Raw genomic sequence first — 22102 nt, forward strand, 5'->3', positions numbered from 1 at the left:
TTGCCTCTTCTCAGCGAGGAACTTGGCAAAAAATGACAAAGGTGCACGTAAGTTGCACCTTTTTAATAGGATACCTTTCCTACTCGAAGCTGTAGTTTTGGTATACAATTCATTTCGTTATCGATAGGTCAGGAGTTAGTAGGCATGCCTCGTTTTATTCAGATTCTACAAATCATTATTGCTGTGGTGATCGGTGCTGTGGTCGGTTACGACCTTATTTTGAACGGTATCAGCATTTTTAATGATAAATACGTCACCATCACCTGCGGTTTATTTGTGCTGCTTGAGATCGCACTGTTTGTCATCTACAAACTGATCGAAGAAGATTAATCCCTCTTATCGCTCCTGTGACTTGAATGGCTTATAGACAGGAGCGAGCCATTACCCATTGTGATTTGCTCTGTGCCTAGTACTTACCTGAGCAAAAGCGATACCCGAACGACTTGGCGTTTCAGGTAGTCAGCACTGCTGCCACTTTAAGTAGGAAGGGTATATTCATCTCACATTAAGCTTGAGTTTATTAAGCTGTGCGAAATCCTGATTTGGAGTGAACAATGCAGCGTATTCGTCAAGAAATGAGCGACTTTATCCATCGTGGCCTCGATTCTCATGTCCGTCTTGCGGTGACGGGACTTTCGCGCGCAGGTAAAACGGCGTTTATTACCTCTCTCGTCAATCAACTGCTGCATACGTCCAGCCATCATAATCTCCCTCTGTTAGCGGCGGATCGTGAGCAGCGCTTGATTGGCGCAAAGCGTGTGCCGCAAAGCAACATGATGGTGCCACGCTTTGCCTATGATGAAGCGTTAACCGAGTTGCAAAGCAGCCCTGCAAACTGGCCAGTGCCAACCCGAGATGTAAGCGAAATTCGTTTGGCGATCAAATACAAGCCGAAAAAACGCAGCAAAAAGCTACTCACCAGTAGTGCAACTCTCTATCTCGACATTATCGACTATCCCGGAGAGTGGTTGCTCGATTTACCGCTATTAGAGATGGATTACGCCACTTGGTCAGCACAGCAATTTCATGCTCTGCATGGGTTACGCAAAGAGCTCGCTAAGCCTTGGTGTGACGCTGTGGAGCAGCTTGATCTTCACCAAGAAGCTAATGAGCAAACCTTGGCGGCGATTGCCGCGAGTTACACCGACTATCTGCATCAATGTAAAGCCAGTGGACTGCATTGGGTTCAGCCGGGACGATTTGTGTTGCCAGGGGAGCTGGAAGGTGCGCCTGTGCTGCAATTTTTCCCGTGTCATGCGCCGCAGGGCTCAGTGAGCAAGCAGAGCTATTACGCTTTGCTGCAAGCGCGCTATCAGGAGTACCAAAACAAGGTGGTAAAAGCCTTTTATAAGGACTATTTCGCGACGTTTGATCGCCAGATTGTGTTGGTGGATTGCCTATCGCCGCTCAATGTTGGGCACGAATCGTTTTTGGATATGCGCAGCGCGCTGGAGCAAATCATGCACAGTTTCCGCTATGGGCGCAGTGGTTTGCTCAGCCGTTTATTTGCACCCAAAATCGATAAAGTCGTCTTTGCGGCTACTAAGGCTGACCATGTAACACCGGAGCAGCATGTCAATATGGTTTCTCTATTGCAGCAGATGATCCATCCGGCATGGCAGCATGCAGCCTATGAAAATATTGAAATGAACTGCATCAGCATGGCTTCGGTGCGCGCCACGCAGTCAGGTTACATCATGCAGGGAGAGCAGAAGGTGGCGGCGATTCAAGGTATCACTCTGGAAGGTGAATCCATCACGCTCTTTCCCGGTGAGGTGCCGCGCAAACTGCCAGATCCCGATTATTGGCAGCGTCAGGCGTTTGATTTTACGGCGTTTCGTCCACTGCCCACGGCGATGGATGAGCCATGCCAGCACATTCGAGTCGATAAAGCCCTCGACATTCTGATTGGAGATAAACTGCGATGAGCGATCTTAAAACCAAACAGATTTTTAGCGAGCCACTGCAAGGTAGTTTAGAAACGCCGAGCTTGACGGCTCAGCAGCAGTTTAGCGCACAAGAAAAGTTTGTGCCCATGAACATGGAAGAGCCAGCAGAAGAGGCATTGGAAGCTGAGCTTGACACCGTCATTCGACCCAGCAAAGGGCGCAAATGGTTTGCCGGTGGCTTGTTTGCGGCTTTCAGTGGTTTGGTCGCATGGCAGGCTATCGATAGCGTGGTACAAGCCATTCAACATTCGGACTGGCTCAGCCTAGGATGGGTGGGGTTTATCAGTGCTTTGGCGACGTTAGGGTTGGGCGCTATCGCGAAAGAGTTGTGGAAACTGCGTCGTCTACGTCAGCATTTTAGTGTTCAAGAACAAGCGCAAATCTTGATGGAGAATGATGCAGTTGGCCAAGGCCAAGTGTTCTGTGAGCAGATAGCCAAACAAGGTAAAGTGGATAAGCAGGGCTACCAACGTTGGCTATCGGCTCTCAATAGTAGCCACAGTGATGCAGAAATTCTCGATTTGTATGATGCGTTGGTGGTGGCCGAACAAGACAAACAAGCCAGCCAAATTGTGACTCGTTATGCGACTGAAGCGGCCGCATTAGTGGCGATTAGCCCGCTCGCGATTGCTGATATGTTGCTGGTGGCTTGGCGTAACTTTTCCATGGTGGATCAACTGGCAAAAGTGTATGGCGTTGAACTCGGTTACTGGTCACGCATAAAACTGTTTAAAGCCGTATTGCTCAATATGGCGTTAGCTGGAGTCAGTGAATTGGCTGTTGATGCCAGCGTGGATCTGTTTTCCATGGACTTGGCCGGACGCCTTTCTGCCCGTGCAGGGCAGGGGGTAGGCGTAGGTATTCTGACCGCACGTTTGGGCATTAAAGCGGTAGGGTTGCTGCGTCCACTGCCATGGCACCCCGATCGTCAACTCAAACTGAGTGCGGTTCGTAAGCAAGTCGTGAGTAAAGTGGCTGCTTTGCTCGCCAAATAACCTTTCATTCTCGGAAACTGCGATCCGTTATCACGGATCGCTTGACGCCGATCTGGGCTTGGGCGAAACTACTGTCAACTTTTCGTGACACTTTCAAACAGGATCCTATTAAAGTGCGTCTTGAAGTCCTCTGTGAAGACCGATTAGGTCTGACTCGCGAGTTACTGGATATTCTCGCCTCCAAAAGCATCGATCTGCGAGGGATCGAAATCGATGTGATCGGTATTATTTACCTCAATTGTCCTGATATTGATTTTGAAACCTTCAGTGAACTGATGGCGGAAATTCGCCGCATTCCCGGGGTGAAAGATGTCCGTAAAATCCAGTTCATGCCGATTGAACGGCACAACACCGAATTGATTTCTCTGCTCAATAACTTGCCTGATGCGGTATTGGCGATCAACCTCAAAGGCGCGGTGGATATGGCTAACCACGCTGCGGCTGCATTGTTCAATCGTGAAGAATCCAGCATGATCGGCCAGCAAATTTCAGCCTTGATGCCCGTCTTCAACTTCACACGTTGGCTGGAAGGCAGTAAGTCTCGTCTGCGTGAAGATGTGGTCTTGGATGGACTGGATTATGTGATGGAAATCATGCCCGTTTACATTTCGAGCGATGCCAAACAATCCACCTTAGCCAGCGCGATGATGATGTTACGTGCTGCGAATGCGGGATTGACTAGCACAACTCAAATCCCACTACAGAGCAACTTAGGCTTTGAACATTTTGTGGGTGTTTCGAATCGACACAAAAGCCTGATGAGCCAAGCGAAAAAATTGGCCATGCTTGATCAACCTCTGCTGATTGAAGGGGAAACCGGCACAGGTAAAGAGATGCTCGCTAAGGCGTGCCATAACCGTTCGGATCGTTCTTCTGCACCCTTTTTGGTTCTGAGTTGCGCTTCGATGCCGGATGATGTGGCCGAAACCGAATTGTTTGGTCATGCGCCGGGATCTTTTAACCATCAACAAGGTCATAAAGGGATTTTTGAGCAAGCCAATGGTGGCACTGTATTTCTGGATGAAATTGGTGAAATGAGTCCACATTTGCAAATTAAGCTGCTGCGCTTTTTGCAAGATGGCACTTTCCGTCGTGTCGGGGAGGAGCATGAAATCCACGTGGATGTGCGTGTGATTGCCTCCACGCGTCATAATTTAGCGGATTTGGCCGAGTCGCGCCGTTTTCGGGAGGACCTGTTCTACCGCCTCAATGTCTTGACGCTGCGTATTCCACCTCTGCGTGAACGCCCAAGTGATGTACAGCCGCTGCTTGAACTCTTCATCACCAAACACTGTAACAAGTTGGGCATGCTCAAACCTAAGTTGACCGACGATCTGCTGGATAAACTCAGTCAGTATCAGTGGCCGGGCAATATGCGCCAACTGGACAATATGGTGCTGCGTGCCTTAACTGAAATTGAAGGGGATGTGCTGGGTATTGAACCGTTCCACCTACCGCAAGTGGACAGCGTAAGTTCTGCGCCTAGTATCAACCTCGATGGTTCGCTCGACGACATCATGAAGGAGTACGAATCGCAAGTGTTGGATCGTCTGTTCCAATCTTTTCCTTCCAGTCGTAAGTTGGCGAAAAGACTCAATGTTTCTCACACGTCGATCGCGAATAAGCTGAGGGATTATGGAATAAGGAAGCGCTGATGAATGGATTAAACAGCGAATGCCATTTCTATCAAACCGATGGTGACATTGTTGTACGCTGCGCGCAAATCAACGACGCCGAGCGTTTAAGCCAGTATTTTGTGGATAACCGAAGCCACTTGATTGAGTGGGAGCCAAGGCGTGAAGCTGAGTTTTTTACTGAGTCCGGCTGGCTGCAAAGGCTAATTAAGCTCAATGAATTGCACAAAATGAAGCTCGGTTACTATCTACTGATTTTGGATGCGCAAAATGATGCCATGTTAGGCACCATCTCATTTAGCAATATTATCCGCTTCCCATTCCATGCGTGTAATGTCGGTTACTCGCTGGCCTATGAGGCGCAAGGCAAAGGGATCATGACGCGTGCTTTGACGATGGCTTGTCAGTACATGTTTAGCGAGCACAACATGCATCGCATAATGGCTTCTTACATTCCGCACAATAAACGCAGTGAAAATGTGCTCAAACGCGTGGGTTTCGTGCTTGAGGGCCATGCTAAAGATTACTTACTGATCAACGGTAAATGGGAAGACCATAACCTGACTTCGCTGATCAATCCCAATTGGAAAGAATAACCCGTTCGGCGAACCCCAAACCCTTTGGGAGCACGCAAAACACATTATTGAACAAGCGAGCCAAAACGGCTGGCTGAAAGTTTAAGGAAACTCAATGTCTTATTTGCCTTTGGATCAATACCAAAGAAAATGGATTTTTACCCATGCGTCGATGCCAGTGCCTGAAGCTGATCTCGCTCAGATCAAACCCATGGAGCCACTACGCGCAGCACAATTTTGGAAGGAGAACATCAGTGCGACAAGTCCTGACGCTGAGCGTTTGAGCTCTCACGACTGGCCACGCAAAGCCAATAGCTGGTCTGGTGAGACAGGCTGGATGGCGGAGTGGGAGAGCGATGAACCAGAATTGCCGGAAGCATTGGCCGCCCACCTAGCATGGCAAGATGATGTCACCGTGTATTTCTGCTACGAGAAATACAACGTACTGGAGACCAAATGGTCAGTGTTTAAGCGCCATTGGAAGAACTTCCTGTTTTACGATGATGGCCCGTTTTTGCTTGGCCGCCGGCGTAAAGAAGCGCTCTGGTTCAGTAGCGAAGGCAAAGTAAAATTCGGGCAGCGCCCATAAAAAATCCGGCTTCGGCCGGATTTTTCTCTTCTTATTTCTTTCTTTCCTATGATTGACCGCGGTGCTTTTACTCTTGAGTCACTTTAGTCGGTGATTTCGCCGCGGACAGGGTAGAGCCCATGGACGCAGTAATGATCATAAAAATCGCCAGCCACTGGCTCCATTGTAGAGTTTCACCCAAAATGGCTAACCCCGCCATCGCGGCAATCGCAGGCTCTAAGCTCATTAATACACTGAAATGCTGTGTAGAGAGTCGGCTGAGTGCCACCATCTCAAGGCTATAAGGTAGGGCACTCGACATTACGGCGACCAGCAGTGCCATCGGCAGAATCGACCAGCTAAAAATCGAGGCTTCGGCCAATTGAGTGGCGATTGGGAAATAGATGACTGCGGCAACCAGCATCCCAATCGAAACCGTCATACCGCCTGAGCCTACGCTGCCAGCACGTTGTCCGAACCAGATGTAGCCAGCCCAAAAACCGCCAGCAATTAATGCGAGCGCAACGCCAATTGGATCTAACGCATCAACGCCGTTCATATCCGGTAATAAGAACACAATACCAAGAATAGCCAACGCAACCCATATCAGATCTTTCTTACGCTTAGAGGAGAGTAAGGCGAGCAGCAGTGGGCCTGAAAATTCTAACGCTACCCCAATACCCAGTGGAATACGTTCGATAGCGAAGTAAAAACTCAGCTGCATCCCACCCAAACTTGCACCATAAATGCACATAGAGCGCCATTGTGGCCAGCTGAGGCGTGCACGCCAAGGGCGGAAAATCAGCATTAAAATCAGCGCAGAGAGGCTGATGCGTAGCGCTACGGTACCGCCCGGGCCGACCAGTGGAAACAACTGTTTCGCAATCGATGCTCCGGATTGGATGGTGATCATAGCGGCGAGCAAGCTAAGAATAGCAATGAGTAAAGGAGATTTTATTGTTGGCATAAATAATGAAAAACTCAGCAGAAAGTGCGAAGAGATTATGCCGTAAAAAGGTCTGTGGAGATAGGTGGGCGTATGCGCCCACCTCGATTGGGTGGTTTCTCCAAGTTGTTTGGGTATAGCTTATTTCACGTAGAAACGTGGGTTACTGGTTCCCCACAGCGTATACAACTCAGGGAAAATCAGCTCAGCGTTGTTTTCCATCTCACTGACCGCGATGCTTTGCTTCTGTTGCTGACCAAACAGAACCACTTCTTGACCGGGGAGCACGCCCTTAATCTCGGTCACATCAACCACAGTGGTGTTCATCGATGTCACTCCCACGACTTTGGCGCGTTGTCCATTGATCAGCACTTCGGCTTTATTGCCCATTTTGCGCGGGTAACCATCAGAATAACCCACAGGCAGGTTCGCCAGCACACTGTCACGGCTGGTAGTAAAAGTACTGTCATAACCCACAGTTGAGTCCTTTGGCAAATGGTGCAGCGAAGACACACGTGTTTTGAAAGAAACAATCGATGGGTATTCAGGGTTGGTTGGCAAATCACCAAACAACACGCCACCTGGACGAACCATGTCCAGTTGTGCTTCTGGCACATTGAGCGCGGTGTAAGAGTTCGCAACATGCAGTGTGATCTCTTCACGTTTCAAATTGGCTTGTTGCATTAGCCAAGTTGAGCTCTCTTTGAATTGAGCCAGTTTTGCGCGCACTTCGTCCGCATTGTAATTCGGGAAGTGGGTCATAATGCCAACGACACTCAACGAAGGTTGAGTCGCAATAGAGACGGCTTCTTTCTTGCCGGCTTCCGTGGTCATATCAATGCCGTTACGGCCCATGCCGCCGTCATTCAGCGCGATGTGAACTTTGAGCGTTTTACCACTTTGTTTGGCAAGCTCCGCCAGATCGAGGGCTTGTTGGTGGGTACCAATCAGCTCTTCGATATTGAGATCGAGTGCCGAGGACATTTCACTTAGGCTGGCAGAGCGCACACGGATCAGTTCACCTTTAAAGCCACTTTCACGCACCGCACGCGCCTCTGCATTACTTGCCACCCCCACACAAGGAATGCCTTGCGCGATAATGGTCGGCATTAAACCACGAATACCGTTACCGTAAGCGTCGGCTTTCATGATGGCGCAAATTTTGGTGTTGGCGTTCATGTGTGATTTGAATTGTTCAATGTTGCTTTGGAATTGGCCTAAGCTAATCTCCAGCCAAGAATTACTTTGCTGAATTTGAGCGGCATCCGGTAAAGCGGTGTCGATGTGTAATGGCGCAGCAGAGAGAGAGAAAGAAGGCAAAGTCGCCGCGATAGAGAGAGAAAGCAGCGTGGCTTTAAAATGCATGATATCTCCTGTGGTTATCATTGATGGAACATTCTTCTTGCGACTGAGAAGCGGCTGCTCCAAGTCGCAAGAAGAATAGAGAAAGACGCCGCCCTGTAGGTAGCGTGAAAATTAACGAATCTTAAATCGGCGTAGTGTATCTTGTAGCGAAACCGCGAGCTGAGTCAGTTCACGACAAGCTTGGGCTGTCTGTTGTGAACCCTGCGCGACTTCTTGTGACGCCAAGTGAATGTTTTCCACATTGCGGCTGAGTTCATCCGCGACCGAATCTTGTTCACTACATGCGCTGGCGATTTGTGTACCCACATCGGCGATATTGGCAATCGACTCTTCGATAGAGATCATCAAAGACTGAGAGTGGTTACCTTGTTCCACACACTTATCGATACTCGAGCGAGAACGTTCAGTCGCATCTTTGGCTTGTTTGGCCATGACTTGCAGTTTTTCAATAATCGTGGTGATTTCACCGGTTGAATCTTGGGTACGACCCGCCAGAGTCCGAACTTCATCCGCAACCACCGCAAAGCCGCGACCTGATTCACCGGCACGTGCCGCTTCGATAGCCGCGTTGAGCGCGAGGAGGTTGGTTTGGTCGGCAATACTGCGGATCACATCAACCACAACGTTGATCTGGCTAGATTGCTGCTCAAGTTCACTCACAGTTTGACCCGCCTCTCCGATAATATCGGCCACTTGTTGGATCGAGCGAACCATAGAAGCATTTTCACGAGCCCCTTCTTGTGACTTGTGATTGGCTGCCATCGCTTGGCTAGCGGAGTCTTCGGTGTTACGAGCTACGTCCGCCACTGCCGCTTTCATTTGCGCCATTGCTGTTGCTACTTGAGTGATTTGGTACTGCTGCTCTTTCATACCATCTGCAGATTGGTTAGAGATCTGCGTCATCTCTTCTACTGCGCTACTAAGCTGAGTCACCGCTGAAATGATTTCATCAATCAGTTGACGGAGGTTTTGCTGCATCTGCTCAGACGCATTGGCCAAGGTTCCCAATTCGTCGTTACCAATAGAGGAGCGATCCATCGTCTGCGACAGATCGCCTTTGGCAATCGCATTCGACTGCTTCATCACAATCGCCAACGGACCGCAGATTAGGCGAGTTAACAGCCAAGTCATGAGCACCATGATGGCTAAAATAGCGATATTGCTGGCCACTGAGGTGGAGTTGAGCGTCTTCACTGAACTTAAGATTTGCACTTTGTTGCTGTCCATGGCTTGATGCAAAATGCCGATCAGGAGCGTGAAATCGCTCTCTAACGCTTCGAAAGTACTGAGTGAGTTGGCCAAAATGGGGTAAGCGTCATCGGCACCTTGGGTCAAAAGCGTCTGGTTAAATTGATCGGTGACCGCCGTGTAAGCATTCCAATTTCCCATGAGACGTTTGAAGGTTTGCTCTTCTTCGCCCGGCCATACGGTTTTACCGTAAGCCACCAGAGAATCGTTGATTTCTGCTTGAACGCGATTATTACGCTCGATAGTTTGGCGAATTTGCGCTTCATCTTTCATTGGCAGTACCGCAAACTGGGTACGCCGCCAGTAAGACATCTTGTCTTTTATCGCATCGACATTTTCCATTGCCGGTAAGGTGTCATCGGTGTAGTTGAGTAATTCAGATTGGATTTTATCTAGCTCTGAAATCAGGTAGATGGCGAATCCTAGGCTAATTACTGCAATAACCGAAAACGAGGCTGCAATTTTTTTGCCTATCGACAAGTTTTTTAGAAACATGAATGTTTTACCTTTAGATTGATGTCACTCAAAGTCGCGTGAATAACAACATCCTTATCTGCGACAAAGTTACGTATGTCCCAAAGTCGGCGCATACTATCATTTCAATTGTCAATTGACGACTCTTATAAATAAAGTTAGCAAATGCCACAGAAAGCGCAGATAAATTTATTTATGTTTTTATTATTTCTGCCTTAAGAGCCATTTTCAGTGAACGATTTGTTAACTGTGACTCACTTTTGTGTATTCCCCTGTTAAGAAACTTTAATCATTGATCTAACACCAAACATTTCTTTTTTAAGCATCAATAATGACGATTGCCGCGGTGATAGCGTGCCAGCTCCTCGCCAAACACATAATCGATTCTCAGGAAGAGTGAATATGATGCGCCCTTATCTTAAATATATTATTCCGTTGCTGATCCCCATGTTGGTCTTGATGCTTCCTGCCACCGCATTCCCTTTCGAAGGGCTGACTGTCATACAACAAAGGGTCATCGCGATTTTCCTATTAGCGGCGCTCTTGTGGGTATTTGAACCGATTCCTATCTATTCCACGTCGGTGGTGATCATTGTGCTCGAAGTGCTGATGCTTTCCGATAAAGGCTTCATTTTGTTTCGGTTGGGTGAGGGGACAAGCGAATTTGGTGCTTTGCTGAAATCAACTGAAATCATGGCAACCTTTGCCAACCCTATTATCATGCTGTTTTTAGGCGGTTTTTTCCTCGCGATGGCCGCAACCAAATACCGGCTGGATGTCAACTTAGCCCGCGTACTGCTCAAACCATTTGGCAATAATCCGAAGTACGTGATGTTGGGTTTAATGATGATCACCGCAGTGTTCTCGATGTTTATGTCGAACACAGCTACTACGGCCATGATGCTCTCTATTTTAACGCCAGTGATTGCTGTTTTTGGCCCTAAAGATCCGGGGCGTGTGGCGTTTGCGCTCTGTATTCCGGTGGCCGCTAATATTGGAGGTATTGGTACTCCCATAGGGACGCCACCCAATGCAATCGCGTTGAAATATTTGGTGGGCGATAACTTAATTACGTTTGCCGAATGGATGGCATTTGGGATCCCGTTCGTGGTGATTTTAATGGCGCTCGCTTGGCTGCTGATTGAGTTTATGTATCGCGCGGAGCAGAAAACCATTGAATTAACCATCAAAGGTAAGTTTTTAAAAACGCCCAAAGCCATCATTGTTTACATCACATTTGCGTCGACCATTTTATTGTGGATGCTCGGTTCACTGCACGGTATGAACTCCTATTCAGTCGCCTTAATCCCTGTCGCGGTCTTTTCGGTGACCGGCATTATTGGCAAAGAAGATTTAAAAATGATCTCTTGGGATGTGTTGTGGTTAGTTTCTGGTGGTATTGCTTTAGGTTTAGCCTTAGATAAAACCGGTCTGGCAGAACTGGTTGTTCACAGTATTCCGTTTGACCAATATTCGCCCTATGTCGTGATTCTCGGTGCGGCTATCCTCTGTTTGCTGATGGCGAATTTTATGTCACACACCGCGACTGCTAACTTGCTGATGCCTATCATGGCCGCGCTTGGGGCATCCATGACGCCACTCAATCCTTTGGGCGGTGAGGTGACGCTGATTCTGGTGGTCACTTTTGCGGCGTCTTTAGGGATGTCATTGCCGATCAGTACGCCACCGAATGCGCTGGCTCATGCAACAGGGAATGTACAGAGCCAACAAATGGCAAAAGTGGGCATTATCTTGGGGATTTTTGGGGTACTGATGAGCTTTGTGATGGTGTGGATCCTCAACATGGTCGGCCATTAAGGAAACGTTATGTCCAACTTAGCGGCCGTTATTGAGCGCTATTTCAACCATGCCGATCGCTGTATTACCTTACCGGCTGGGTCAATTTTGCTTGCCCAAAATGGTTATAACGATCGGCTTTACTATTTACGAAGTGGCCACGTTTCTGGCTATTTTGCGGAAAAAGGTGAGCGGCGCATTAAAGTTTTTTCTGCCGCTTCCGGCGCATTTATTGGGGTACACAGTTTTTTCTCTGGCTTGTGGACGGCGTCATCCACTGTGATTGCCGATAGTGAGGTCGAGTTAGCGTGGATTGATCGTGATACACCAGTGCAGGATGTGGAGCAGTATGGTTCACTCAGCACTCAATTCATGCCTGTGATTGTGGCTGAGTTATCTCAGCGGCAGCGAAGAGCCACTCAAGAAGCGGTTGCCAAAGAACGTGCTTTAGAGCGGCTATATTCTGCTGAGCAGATGACGACGCTGGGCCAGCTCGCGGCGGGCATTGCTCATGAGCTCAACAATGCGATTGGGGTGGTCAGCAGTAAAACAGAACGCCTAGAAGCCTTGTTTATGGAGTTACTGGAAGAAGTGCATCCAGAAGCGAGTCAGTTTTTCGATTTTGGTTTGCTGTTTGGGCAGAAAGTGTCGTCCAGTGAAGCGCGTGAACGCGGTGCTGTGTTTGAAAAGCAGTATCAGCTACCCAAAGATATCGCCCGCGAGTTAGCCCGCGCGGTTCCCGCTAATGAGCTTTCCGCTCACTGGCTGAAAAATCCGCATTTAGCGATTCGTTATTGGCAGATGGGGCGAGATTTGCATGACTTGCGATTGGCCGCAAAACATTCGGTTGGGATAGTCAAATCGGTTAAGCAGCTTGGTCGAGCGGATATTCGCTTGGATGAAGAAGTGGATTTGAACAGCACCATCAATCGCGCTTTGGCCCTGTTACAAAGTGACTTACGTCGTGTGTCCGTGCGGATGCGTCCGGGAAGTTTACCCATCATCAAAGGCTCGCAAACCGAGTGGGTACAGGTGTGGATCAATTTAATTAAAAACGCCTGTGATGCGATGGCGCAAACCACGGAACCTACGATTGATATTCAAACCCGCTGTTCTCGCCAGCGTCTATACGTGACGGTCGCCAATAATGGACCAGAAATAGATGAGGCCACGCGGCGTAAGATTTTCCAACCCAGTTTTACCACCAAGAAAGAGGGGCTCTCGTTTGGGCTTGGGCTGGGGCTGGCGATTGTCAAACGTATTGTCTCTGGCTATGGCGGAACCGTTGCGGTGAAAAGCGATCAGGACAAAACCATTTTTAGGATTAAATTACCAGTTGAGGGATACCATGGAGAAACTGAACATCATTTGCGTGGATGATCAACGCGAAGTACTGAGTGCGGTGTTACAGGATTTAGAGCCCTTGAGCCGCTGGATCAATATTGAAGACTGCGAATCGGCAGACGAAGCTTTGGAGCTGCTGGATGACCTTGATGCCCAAGGGGAATGGGTGGCGGTCGTGATTTCTGATCACGTGATGCCGGGCAAAAGTGGCGTCGAGTTGCTCAGTGAAATCAGCGCTGACCCTCGCTTCATACACACTAAAAAGGTTTTACTCACTGGGCAAGCTACCCACACCGACACCATTAATGCCATCAACACGGCTGGGATTCATCACTACTTTGACAAACCGTGGAGCGCTAAAATCTTGGTGGATTGTGTCCGCAGTTTAGTGACTCACTATGTGTTTGATCAGCGTTTAGATTACACCGAATGGCAAAGCGAGTTGGATAATACCATTGTGCTTTCCCGACTGCGTGGTTGAAGTCGGGAAAGGCGATGTTAGGTGAGCTTAGTGGTGAATCTCGTTATCCCAAGGCTGCAAATTAGCTTGAATCGACTGTTCAAGCTCGGTCAGCCAAGCATAACGTTTGGTATAGAGTCGGCGCTTAGTTTTCGACAAGCTGAGAGGGGCTTTACGCGGTGGATGCGTTGGGAGCGAATGCCAATAAGGGTTAATCGCTTCACCGCCCATTTCTTGCCATAACTCGGAATACTGAAAGCGTACCGAACTGCGTTTTGAGCCGATGTAACGCAGCGCTTGATAAACATGCCCCTCATTAGTCACACCATAAACTTTCTCTACACACCAGTAGCGTGCCAAAATCAGCAGGACTTCCATAATCAGCGCCTTAGGACGCAATCCATGCAACTGATGGGTTAATTGACGGATGATCTCTTGGCGATTTTCAACGTTGGGTCCCGGGCCTTGCAACGCGCCAATATGAATCACAGGCTTGTTACGACCACTGATATTGAACGCGAGCGTGAACAGGGGTTGGTGATCTTGACTGAGCAAGACCAGAGCAAGTGAACCTTCGCGCTCTGGGCCGTGGCAGAGCTGAATCGAAAACAACTCGTGTTGAAACAGCGACCAGCCTTGATGACGATAAATGAGCGGAAGCAGTTGAGCATGGCGCTTTTCCAGAAATGCAAAATGTTCAATCAGCCGTTGTGCGCGCTCTTGGGGTGGCCATTTCACACAGACATAAGGTTTCAACGGTTTTTCCAAGGTGCGTGGATAGTGTTGGCGAACCGGATGAAAAGAGGGCTGATTCAGTAAATCTTGGATACGAGCCAAGGTATCCGGCATCAAGATCCCCCACAGACAGAAACGAGCGTTATAGCGAAGCTTCTTGACCCCGCGAATATCGGGATAAATTTCAGCAGCGAGAGTGGATAAGCTTTTTAAATAATCAATGCGTGGGTTCATATCAAAGCCATTTCGGTAGCGCAGGGCAGTTCAAGCAGAAAAATCAGACAGGAGGAGCTCCTGTCTGAAGGCGGTATCGTTCAGAAGTGCTAGCCGACTAGAAGTGGTAAGCGACGGTTGCACCAACGAGCCACTGGTTTGCGCTGTCGACGATGGGTGAATGAGCGATATCAGAGCCTAAACGAGTGTAAGCACTGGTTTGGGTGATTTCCCAACGGTCATTAATTGGGTAAACCAATTTGTAACCTAGGTTGTAAGAGAAGTCGCCACCCGCATGGTAGGCTTTACGCTGCGCGGTTGCTTCTTTGTCTTTTACACCGAAATAGTAGTTGTTGTAATCCGAACTCTGGTAACTGATACCAGCAAAAGGTACTAAGTCAGCGACACCCAAATCGATGATATGGAAGTAGTTAACGCCCGTTTTGTAGCCTTTGTTCTCATTAAGAATATCGTGTTGGAAGTAGGTTGATACCGTACCGTCACCCAGCGCGATATCGGCGTTTAAACCTAGGTCAACCGTGGCTTTGCGCTTGTCCATGCCTTTGACACTGTTTGCTGAATCTTGGTCATAAGCAACGCCGCTGCCAGTCAGATAAGTGCCTAGATTCACGATATCGCCTGTGTTGCCAAAGAAGCGGTAGTTGAGGCCTGAAAGATCAGCGTTGAAATCTTCACCGTGGTAACCAAAGTTCAGTAAAGCACCGTAAGATTTGTCTTGATCCTTGAGTAGGTCAGTACTGCCAAAAGCACCCACTTCCGCAGCCCATTGACCTTCGTGGGTATAGATATTGCCGTTACGAATGTAAGTTTGGGCAGCTAGAGCGTTGCCTGCGATAAGTGATGCTGTGATAAATAGTGCGATCTTTTTCATTATGTCCTTCCAATTAAGAGCTTATGTTTGGATGTGAACACTGTACAAAATCGCTAGCGAGGACAATATCAATAGTTTGTATGGCTATGTCTGACTTTTGTCAGAGCGGCTTATCCCTGTCTACTTATCTTTTCTAATTGAAGCTGAAATCATGTGCGGGTCGCGAGGGTTTACCCCAATCGCATTGTCTATTGATGCTCATGGGGATCAACTCACTGCTTGTTTACTGGCAACTCCAGTTTGTTGGGGTATAGAGGTAGCCATAGCGAGAAACAAGCTCCGCCCAATGGACTCTTGGTCAGCGTGACTTCACCTTGGTGACGCGCCATGATCTGCTTAACGATGGCAAGACCAAGCCCAAACCCTGACTGCGCTTTGTTGCGTGACGAGTCAGTGCTGTAAAAGGCATCGAAGATATGCGGCCAATGTTGCTCTTCAATCCCCGGTCCATTGTCGTGTATGGCGATGCAGAGCTTAGCGTCGACGGTACTCGCTTCAATCAGTAGACGATCACCTGCGTACTTTTCTGCATTACGGATGAGGTTAACCAATGCCCTTGTGAGCAATTGAGGGTCGGCATCCAGCATTAAGGGTTGCAGAGAAGGGAGGTATTGTATTTGTAAACTGCTTTTATGGCTTTGCTCGTCAATAAAGTCGGCAAGCCACTGATTAACTTCTAAATACTGACTCTGGATGTCGCTTTCTGGATGTTCTAGTTTGGCGTAATACAGCAGTTCATCCACCATGGTTTCCATTTCCTCCGTGTCCTCAATAATGCTCGCAACTTGCTGTTGCTGTTTTGCATTCAACTGGCTTTCGGCTAACACTTCAGCTTGCCACTGGATACGGAAGATCGGGGTGCGTAAATCATGTGCGATGGCGTTGGTGAGCGCTTTGTTACTGAGGATCAGGTGAGAGATTTTATCGGCCATCATGTTAAAGCTATGGTTGAGCTTACCCACGCTTTTACTGCTTTTAGTACTCGCTCGCGCTTGCAAATTACCATTTGCGAAATCGTGAGTGACCCGCTCCAACTCACGTAGCCGGCGACTCAAAAACCAAATTAAGAACATACAATAGAGAGCAAATCCACCTAACATAAAGACAAACAATAGGTTATCGGCGCGATCTATGGCTTGATAGACAGGAGAGTGGCTGTCGGGTTTGAGGAGATAAATTTGCTCGTTGGAGTCCAACTGAAGCCATAAATTACGGTCATCATCGTGGAAAATAGGAGAATGCGCTGCCTCACTCGAAAAGTGCTGTTGTACTTCTGGTGGTAATTCGGTGAGTGGTAGTAAGTCGACAGTTTTGTGGATATGTTCGGCATAGCCACGCAGTGCGGTTTTCGCCGATTCTGGACTGTCTAACTGACGAATTTGACTTAATAAAGTCTGTAAGGCTTCTGCCTGATAATCTTCCAGTACGTAGTCATAGTCGGTATCTAATTCATAGACAATAAAGCTATAGCTGACCAAGCTGCCAAAAAACAGCACGATCAGTGAGACAAGTGACTCGATGTAAATGCGGCGCATAGGTTTCCTTTAAATCAACTTAGGTTTACCAAGTGTCAGGCACAAATAAATATCCCTTACCGCGTACCGTAATGATCCGTTTCGGCGTGCTAGAGTCATCACATAGCTTTTTACGTAAAGTGACAATTTTGTTGTCGACTGTCCGATCTAGCCCATCATACTCAATCCCCCGAAGTGATTTGGTCAAAAACTCGCGTGATACAACTTGATCCGCCGCTGAAGCTAAGAGCCACAGCAGATCGAATTCACTATCCGATAAGTTGATCACTTCTCCATCCAATTCGCAGTGGCGTCGGCTTTGGTTAAGTAAAAGACCGCCAAATTGCAATAAATGGGTAGCATCGGCACTGGCGGAGGTTCGCTCTTCTCGGCGCATCAGCATGCGGATCCGCGCCAAAAGCACTCTGGGTTTTATTGGCTTGTTGACGAAGTCATCGGCGCCCATTTCAAGAGCCGCAACATGGTCAAAATCATCATCACTGGCGGTAAGCATGAGAATCTTACCGAGAAATTGTGCACGGATCTGTCTACAAATTGTCAGGCCATTTTCGCCAGGTAGCATAAGATCGAGCAGAACCAGATCAGGTTGATTAAGCAGAATTTGTTCGGGAGCGGTTTCGCCAGTCGCAAAAGTGGTTACTTGGAAACCTTGATTGGTCATGTACTCGGCCAACATTTCGCGAAGTTTAGTGTCGTCTTCGATAATGTAGAGACTGGGTTGGTTAGACATGGGGACCTCGTATTTACGGTTTATCCATCAAGGAACAAACGTCCAATACTAACTGAAAATATCATCAGTAAAACGAATATTTCTGTTTGTTTCTGTCAGAAAACGGAATGTTTATCAAAATAGAGTTCTGTATATGTGGCACGACGAGTATTTTTTCTTTTCATAGGTACTGTTCACACGATCGGCATTATGCAATGATGTGCGCCATGCATAGTGTTCGAAAAATACATCAGGTACGATTTTAACCAGATAAGAAAATGCTGTTCGCTAAACTCAGTAACTTCTCTACACTTCTACACTATTATCATCGGTTATCGATGAGTTCTTCTTGTTGCTTTATGGCTACACTCTCAGTGATTAAACGGATTCAACTAAGTGGCTTCTGACTCAATTCCTCGCCGCGTGTTAAAAAAGCGTCGACGCGCACAAAAAAACAAACCTCGATACTGGCTAATTGCGGTACTGCTTATTGGTACAGCAGGTGGTGCCGCTCTGTTCCATGAAATGGAAACCTCAACACTGCAATCGCGTGAAATCAGTCGTTATGCGGCTGGGTTGACCTATCAAGTTGAGCCGGGAGCTAGTGACAAAATCGCGTTCCCGAGTTACGGGCCTTTCGACCAGCGTTTAGGTTATGTGGCGCTACCGAATATTCAAGAGCGTCTATTGCAGCGTGGTTTTACAATTCGCCAGCAAGTGCGTTTTTCCGATGAGCTTCAGCGTTATGCGCAATATGGACTGTATGTGCCTTACACGGAAAAAGTGCAAGCTGGACTTACCTTATTTGATTGCCGTACTGAACCCGTTTATCAATTCCGTTATCCCGGCAACCACTATGCAGACTTTAACGCGATCCCTGATCTGATTGTGCAGTCGCTATTGTTCATCGAAAACCGCGATTTGTTGAGCGATAAAAATCCGCTGGTGAACCCTGCTGTAGATTGGCCACGCTTTTTTAAAGCGGCTTTGACTCAGGTCGGTAAAGCGCTCGATTTGGATGGGCAATCGGCGGGCGGAAGTACGCTGGCGACTCAAGTTGAGAAATACCGTCACTCAGAAGATGGGTTGACTTACAGCCCACAAGAGAAAATCCGCCAAATGGTTTCGGCGAGTGTACGTGCTTATCGACTTGGGGCCAATACCCTAGAGGCGCGTAAGTTGGTGGTGTGGGCTTATTTGAACTCAGTGCCGCTGTCGGCTGCGCCCGGTTATGGTGAAGTGCATGGTTTAGGTGATGGTTTGTGGGTATGGTTTGCAGCGGATCCAGAGCGTGTCAATCAACTGCTGGATACTCGACTCAATCAGTCTGTTAATCTCGCCGAACAAGGTTTGGCATTGCGTCAGGTTGTTGCGCTGATGATTGCTCATCGTCGCCCGTCATACTACCTAGCCGTATCGGGTCGTCCTGATTTAAATGCCTTAACCGACAGTCACATACGACTTTTCTACCGTGAAAAGATGATTTCAAAATCATTAATGGATGCGGCACTGAACGCAACATTGCAGTTCCGTGATTTTGTGCGTCAACCTGCGGTGACTCGAATTAATACCAATAAAGGTTTACTGGCGGCACGTACCCATTTAAGCCGTCAGCTTGGGGTGAGTTTGTATGATCTTGACCGAATGGATCTTAGCGCCTCAACCACGCTGAACTTTGAATTACAAAGTGAAGTTACTCGTTATTTGCAGAAATTGGCGAATCCTGAGTACGCAGCGCAAGTGGGCATTCTTGGTTTCCGTTTACTGGCGGCAGAAAAAACGGCGGATGTGCGTTACAGCTTCACACTGTTTGAACGAACGGATGAAGGTTTCAAAGTGCGTGTGCAAACCGACAACACCAATCAACCGTTCGACCTCAATGAAGGAAGTAAGTTGGAGTTGGGCTCTACCGCTAAGCTGCGTGTATTAACGACTTATCTTGAGATTATCGCCAAACTGCACAGTAAATATCATGACTTGTCGGTAATGGAACTTCGCCGCCATCTGGTAGAGGCACAAGATACTTTGAGCGTCTGGTCATTGGAATGGTTACTGACGAGTCCAAAACGCGATTTGGCGACTATGTTAGAAGCGGCATTGGAACGAGAATATTCCGCAGATCCGAAAGAGCGCTTTTTTACCGGTGGAGGTATCCATACCTTCAATAACTTCCGTAAAGAAGATGATGAACGTATCGTGACGATGCGTGATGCATTGCGTGAGTCGATCAACCTGCCTTTCGTGCGACTAATGAAAGATATTGAGCGCTACACCCTATACAGTGAAGGGTATCGAGCTCAATTGATGAAGGATGATAAAGATCCGCGCCGCATGGAATACTTGCGTCAGTTTGCGGATAAAGAGGGTAGAGCATATCTACTTCGCTTCTGGCGTAAATACAAAGATAAAACGACAGACGAGCGTATGGCGACGCTGCTCGAAGGTTTAAAACCGAGTGCCGACCGCTTAGCAGCGGTACATCGTTACCTATTGCCAGAGGCATCCGTTAGCGAGTTTGTGCGCTTTATGGATGATAAATTACCGCCTATTACGCGCGATAAGCTTACTGATAAACAGCTTGAGAAACTGTATAACAAGTATGGACGTGGTAAATATTCACTGCCGGATCAAGGTTATATCGCTCGGGTACATCCGCTTGAACTGTGGCTATTGGGGTATCTCAATGAACACCATCAGGCATCTTTTAGCGATGTTGTTGCGGCCAGCAGTGATAAACGCCAAGAAGTGTACAGCTGGTTGTTTAAAACTCGTCACCGTAATGCCCGTGACAGCCGAGTGCGCACCATGTTGGAAGTGGAAGCCTTTACGGATATTCACCAAAGCTGGCAACGCTTAGGTTACCCGTTTGATCACCTTGTGCCTTCTCTTGCTACTGCACTGGGTAGCTCGGGTGATAGGCCTGCCGCCTTGTCTGAATTAATGGGTATTATTTTAAACGATGGTGTACGTGTGCCGACGAAACGGATTAACCATCTGCATTTTGCGCAAGATACTCCGTTTGAAACCGAGTTCACGCCTGTTGAAACTCAAGGCGTGCGTGTCTTGCCTGTCGAAGTCGCAAGAGCGTTGCGCGGGGCGTTATCTCAGGTGGTGGACAGTGGTACAGCCAGACGGATCTCTGGTGTGTTTAAACTGCCGGATGGTACGCCGATAGTATTGGGTGGTAAAACCGGAACGGGCGATAACCGCTTACAAACGGTCAACCGCGCTGGTACTGTTGTGCAATCTCTAGCGCGTAACCGAACTGCCACCTTTGTTTTCTATTTGGGCGATCGTCACTTTGGAACACTAACCGCGTACGTCGCGGGAAGTGATTCAGAGAAATTTACCTTTACCTCGGCACTGCCGGTGCAGGTATTGAAAGGTATGGCACCGATTTTATCGCCTTATCTGGCTCCGAATGAGCAAGAGTGCCGACCTACGATGAACCCCTCAAGCACACAATAAATATAAGCACAATAAGATTAAGGCAGGAGATTTCCTGCCTAATCGTTTATGTCTTGCCTGCTTGAAGCTGCAGAGGGGGCTTATTTTTTGGGTTCGGAAATTTGGTAAAGCTTGCGCTGATGAGTATCGCAAGTGGTTTCACAATTACACTCTTTATCAATCCCTACGTTAGCCAGCCCACCGCAACTGCCCTGAATCGGTTTGCGCTTAGCCATCACCCCTAACGTCATTAAAACCGCAAAGAGCACAAAGGCACCGAAAGCCAGTAGATACGTCATCTCTCTTCTCCTTTCCATAACCGTTTGATGGAAAACCCACGCTGAAACAGGTGTGTCGATGGCGAAACGAATGTGTTACGCGAGCCTGAAGGATTGCTACTGTGTTTACCACATCCTCGTTCACCATGGACTTTATTTGGTGAGGCTTTGCCATAACTTAAATCCGTGATTGGCTGTAACTGTGTTAATACCAGATCGGTTAAAGCAACTCCCCTAGGTAAAGCATAGACGCGGATCCCTGCGTTAAACAAGGCTTGCAGCATGGATTGTCCGATTTGGCTAACCGCAACTCCTTCGATTTGATAGTGGCGGAGCTGATGCAGAATCGCTGACTTTTTGCCACAGGACTTTGATGGGTCAAGTTCAAGATGGAATTCCGCTTGTAACTGCTGTGTATTGGAATCGATAACGGAAAATGAGGGCGCTTTGGCAAAATGGTTAAACGGCACACCGTGGCGGCTAGGAACGGCTAGAATCATTTTAGTTCTCCTAAATAAGATTACGTCGCTATCTTGCGCCCATTATTGGCATATGCCAATAATGAAATCAGCAAACTTATCTGTCGTCTCTGTGGAGCGTGAGTAGCGAATGAATGGGTATTTTTCGTCATCTTGTTAAAACACCATCTATACTTCTATCACTTCATAAGCAGCTCAATTCTTATCACCACCATTAGCTTGGTGTAAGCGTTATCACTCATTGTTTTTTTAGATATGACATTATGCCACTGAGTGAGCACGGATATTGTCATCATATAAGGGCTAAATTGTTATTGAGTTCAAACTATTTAAACAAATGGTTACAGTTTGGCAGTTTGAAGAACAATTTTTTAACTGGTTCACATTAATTGTGTTTTTTAAAACTATACTTCTGAGTAAACGTTTTCACTGACTGTGCAAGTGGATTTTTGTACAAAA

Annotated in this window: 19 protein-coding genes; 10 read left to right on the forward strand and 9 right to left on the reverse strand. The window is 47.8% G+C overall.

Annotated elements, in window-relative coordinates:
* Nucleotides 1–144: 144 nt before the first annotated feature.
* The 6 genes from T411_RS0105625 (at nt 145) to T411_RS0105650 (ending at nt 5742) form a co-directional block, all read left to right on the forward strand.
* On the forward strand, nt 145–330 hold the full coding sequence (locus T411_RS0105625; RefSeq protein WP_001137099.1) for a hypothetical protein: 186 nt from the start codon (nt 145–147) through the stop codon (nt 328–330).
* Nucleotides 331–554: 224 nt separating this feature from the next.
* Nucleotides 555–1928, forward strand: coding sequence for a YcjX family GTP-binding protein (locus tag T411_RS0105630; protein ID WP_001188974.1), 1374 nt, complete (start codon nt 555–557; stop codon nt 1926–1928).
* Entirely contained in the window at nt 1925–2944 is a 1020-nt protein-coding gene (locus tag T411_RS0105635) for a YcjF family protein (protein ID WP_001281590.1), read from the forward strand. Before T411_RS0105630 ends, T411_RS0105635 begins: the two co-directional genes overlap by 4 nt.
* A gap of 113 nt (nt 2945–3057) precedes the next feature.
* A complete protein-coding gene (gene tyrR, locus T411_RS0105640) occupies nt 3058–4599 on the forward strand; it encodes a transcriptional regulator TyrR (protein WP_001888682.1) in 1542 nt (513 codons plus the stop codon).
* Nucleotides 4599–5174 carry a ribosomal protein S5-alanine N-acetyltransferase gene (gene rimJ, locus T411_RS0105645; protein WP_001013815.1) on the forward strand — a complete coding sequence of 192 codons (576 nt, stop codon included), beginning with the start codon at nt 4599–4601 and terminating at the stop codon, nt 5172–5174. Before tyrR ends, rimJ begins: the two co-directional genes overlap by 1 nt.
* Nucleotides 5175–5268: 94 nt before the next feature.
* Nucleotides 5269–5742, forward strand: coding sequence for a DUF2947 domain-containing protein (locus T411_RS0105650; RefSeq protein WP_000121059.1), 474 nt, complete (start codon nt 5269–5271; stop codon nt 5740–5742).
* 67 nt (nt 5743–5809) lie between these two features.
* Here the strand turns inward: T411_RS0105650 and T411_RS0105655 are convergent, their stop codons facing one another.
* The 3 genes from T411_RS0105655 to T411_RS0105665 form a co-directional block, all read right to left on the reverse strand.
* Entirely contained in the window at nt 5810–6688 is an 879-nt protein-coding gene (locus tag T411_RS0105655; protein ID WP_001142129.1) for an EamA family transporter, read from the reverse strand.
* Between the two features lie 120 nt (nt 6689–6808).
* On the reverse strand, nt 6809–8032 hold the full coding sequence (alr, locus tag T411_RS0105660) for an alanine racemase (protein WP_000545503.1): 1224 nt from the start codon (nt 8030–8032) through the stop codon (nt 6809–6811).
* A 111-nt stretch (nt 8033–8143) separates the two neighbouring features.
* Nucleotides 8144–9775: a methyl-accepting chemotaxis protein gene (locus T411_RS0105665; RefSeq protein ID WP_000478912.1), complete on the reverse strand. Its 1632-nt coding sequence runs from the start codon at nt 9773–9775 to the stop codon at nt 8144–8146.
* Between the two features lie 384 nt (nt 9776–10159).
* Between T411_RS0105665 and T411_RS0105670 the strand changes: the two genes are divergently transcribed.
* Genes T411_RS0105670 through T411_RS0105680 form a run of 3 tightly spaced genes read left to right on the forward strand, consistent with a single transcriptional unit; the run spans nt 10160 to nt 13376 of the window.
* Nucleotides 10160–11572: an SLC13 family permease gene (locus T411_RS0105670; protein ID WP_001995169.1), complete on the forward strand. Its 1413-nt coding sequence runs from the start codon at nt 10160–10162 to the stop codon at nt 11570–11572.
* 9 nt (nt 11573–11581) lie between these two features.
* Nucleotides 11582–12931: a sensor histidine kinase gene (locus T411_RS0105675; RefSeq protein ID WP_000067024.1), complete on the forward strand. Its 1350-nt coding sequence runs from the start codon at nt 11582–11584 to the stop codon at nt 12929–12931.
* Nucleotides 12900–13376 carry a response regulator gene (locus T411_RS0105680; RefSeq protein WP_000413398.1) on the forward strand — a complete coding sequence of 159 codons (477 nt, stop codon included), beginning with the start codon at nt 12900–12902 and terminating at the stop codon, nt 13374–13376. Before T411_RS0105675 ends, T411_RS0105680 begins: the two co-directional genes overlap by 32 nt.
* Before the next feature lie 27 nt (nt 13377–13403).
* Here T411_RS0105680 and T411_RS0105685 read toward each other — a convergent pair whose 3' ends face one another.
* The 4 genes from T411_RS0105685 to carR all read right to left on the reverse strand — a co-directional run bounded on the left by T411_RS0105685 (nt 13404) and on the right by carR (nt 17460).
* Nucleotides 13404–14324, reverse strand: coding sequence for a VirK/YbjX family protein (locus T411_RS0105685; protein ID WP_001069570.1), 921 nt, complete (start codon nt 14322–14324; stop codon nt 13404–13406).
* A gap of 97 nt (nt 14325–14421) precedes the next feature.
* The gene (gene ompV / locus T411_RS0105690; RefSeq protein WP_000717059.1) at nt 14422–15195 is read right to left on the reverse strand and encodes an outer membrane protein OmpV; all 774 of its coding nucleotides are present in this window, start codon (nt 15193–15195) and stop codon (nt 14422–14424) included.
* 212 nt (nt 15196–15407) lie between these two features.
* Complete coding sequence (gene carS, locus T411_RS0105695) at nt 15408–16730, reverse strand: histidine kinase CarS (protein WP_001252949.1); 1323 nt, start codon at nt 16728–16730, stop codon at nt 15408–15410.
* Nucleotides 16731–16755: 25 nt separating this feature from the next.
* On the reverse strand, nt 16756–17460 hold the full coding sequence (gene carR / locus T411_RS0105700; protein WP_000070850.1) for a response regulator transcription factor CarR: 705 nt from the start codon (nt 17458–17460) through the stop codon (nt 16756–16758).
* Between the two features lie 375 nt (nt 17461–17835).
* Here carR and T411_RS0105705 point away from each other — a divergent pair, with 375 nt between their 5' ends.
* On the forward strand, nt 17836–20907 hold the full coding sequence (locus tag T411_RS0105705) for a transglycosylase domain-containing protein (protein ID WP_000135543.1): 3072 nt from the start codon (nt 17836–17838) through the stop codon (nt 20905–20907).
* Between the two features lie 80 nt (nt 20908–20987).
* On the opposite strand, the gene nqrM is transcribed toward T411_RS0105705, so the two are convergent.
* A complete protein-coding gene (gene nqrM / locus T411_RS0105710) occupies nt 20988–21185 on the reverse strand; it encodes a (Na+)-NQR maturation NqrM (RefSeq protein WP_000221701.1) in 198 nt (65 codons plus the stop codon).
* On the reverse strand, nt 21182–21664 hold the full coding sequence (locus tag T411_RS0105715) for a NifB/NifX family molybdenum-iron cluster-binding protein (protein WP_000599443.1): 483 nt from the start codon (nt 21662–21664) through the stop codon (nt 21182–21184). Before T411_RS0105715 ends, nqrM begins: the two co-directional genes overlap by 4 nt.
* Nucleotides 21665–22102 lie beyond the last annotated feature (438 nt).

Source organism: Vibrio cholerae ATCC 14035, assembly GCF_000621645.1.
Lineage (GTDB): Bacteria > Pseudomonadota > Gammaproteobacteria > Enterobacterales > Vibrionaceae > Vibrio > Vibrio cholerae.

Excerpts from the sequence above, each read along its gene's own strand:
- T411_RS0105625 (WP_001137099.1), top strand. The coding sequence starts at position 145 with ATGCCTCGTTTTATTCAGATTCTACAAATCATTATTGCTGTGGTGATC.
- T411_RS0105630 (WP_001188974.1), top strand. The coding sequence starts at position 555 with ATGCAGCGTATTCGTCAAGAAATGAGCGACTTTATCCATCGTGGCCTC.
- T411_RS0105635 (WP_001281590.1), top strand. The coding sequence starts at position 1,925 with ATGAGCGATCTTAAAACCAAACAGATTTTTAGCGAGCCACTGCAAGGT.
- rimJ (WP_001013815.1), top strand. The coding sequence starts at position 4,599 with ATGAATGGATTAAACAGCGAATGCCATTTCTATCAAACCGATGGTGAC.
- T411_RS0105650 (WP_000121059.1), top strand. The coding sequence starts at position 5,269 with ATGTCTTATTTGCCTTTGGATCAATACCAAAGAAAATGGATTTTTACC.
- T411_RS0105655 (WP_001142129.1), bottom strand. The coding sequence starts at position 6,688 with ATGCCAACAATAAAATCTCCTTTACTCATTGCTATTCTTAGCTTGCTC.
- alr (WP_000545503.1), bottom strand. The coding sequence starts at position 8,032 with ATGCATTTTAAAGCCACGCTGCTTTCTCTCTCTATCGCGGCGACTTTG.
- T411_RS0105665 (WP_000478912.1), bottom strand. The coding sequence starts at position 9,775 with ATGTTTCTAAAAAACTTGTCGATAGGCAAAAAAATTGCAGCCTCGTTT.
- T411_RS0105670 (WP_001995169.1), top strand. The coding sequence starts at position 10,160 with ATGCGCCCTTATCTTAAATATATTATTCCGTTGCTGATCCCCATGTTG.
- T411_RS0105675 (WP_000067024.1), top strand. The coding sequence starts at position 11,582 with ATGTCCAACTTAGCGGCCGTTATTGAGCGCTATTTCAACCATGCCGAT.
- T411_RS0105680 (WP_000413398.1), top strand. The coding sequence starts at position 12,900 with ATGGAGAAACTGAACATCATTTGCGTGGATGATCAACGCGAAGTACTG.
- T411_RS0105685 (WP_001069570.1), bottom strand. The coding sequence starts at position 14,324 with ATGAACCCACGCATTGATTATTTAAAAAGCTTATCCACTCTCGCTGCT.
- ompV (WP_000717059.1), bottom strand. The coding sequence starts at position 15,195 with ATGAAAAAGATCGCACTATTTATCACAGCATCACTTATCGCAGGCAAC.
- carS (WP_001252949.1), bottom strand. The coding sequence starts at position 16,730 with ATGCGCCGCATTTACATCGAGTCACTTGTCTCACTGATCGTGCTGTTT.
- carR (WP_000070850.1), bottom strand. The coding sequence starts at position 17,460 with ATGTCTAACCAACCCAGTCTCTACATTATCGAAGACGACACTAAACTT.
- nqrM (WP_000221701.1), bottom strand. The coding sequence starts at position 21,185 with ATGACGTATCTACTGGCTTTCGGTGCCTTTGTGCTCTTTGCGGTTTTA.
- T411_RS0105715 (WP_000599443.1), bottom strand. The coding sequence starts at position 21,664 with ATGATTCTAGCCGTTCCTAGCCGCCACGGTGTGCCGTTTAACCATTTT.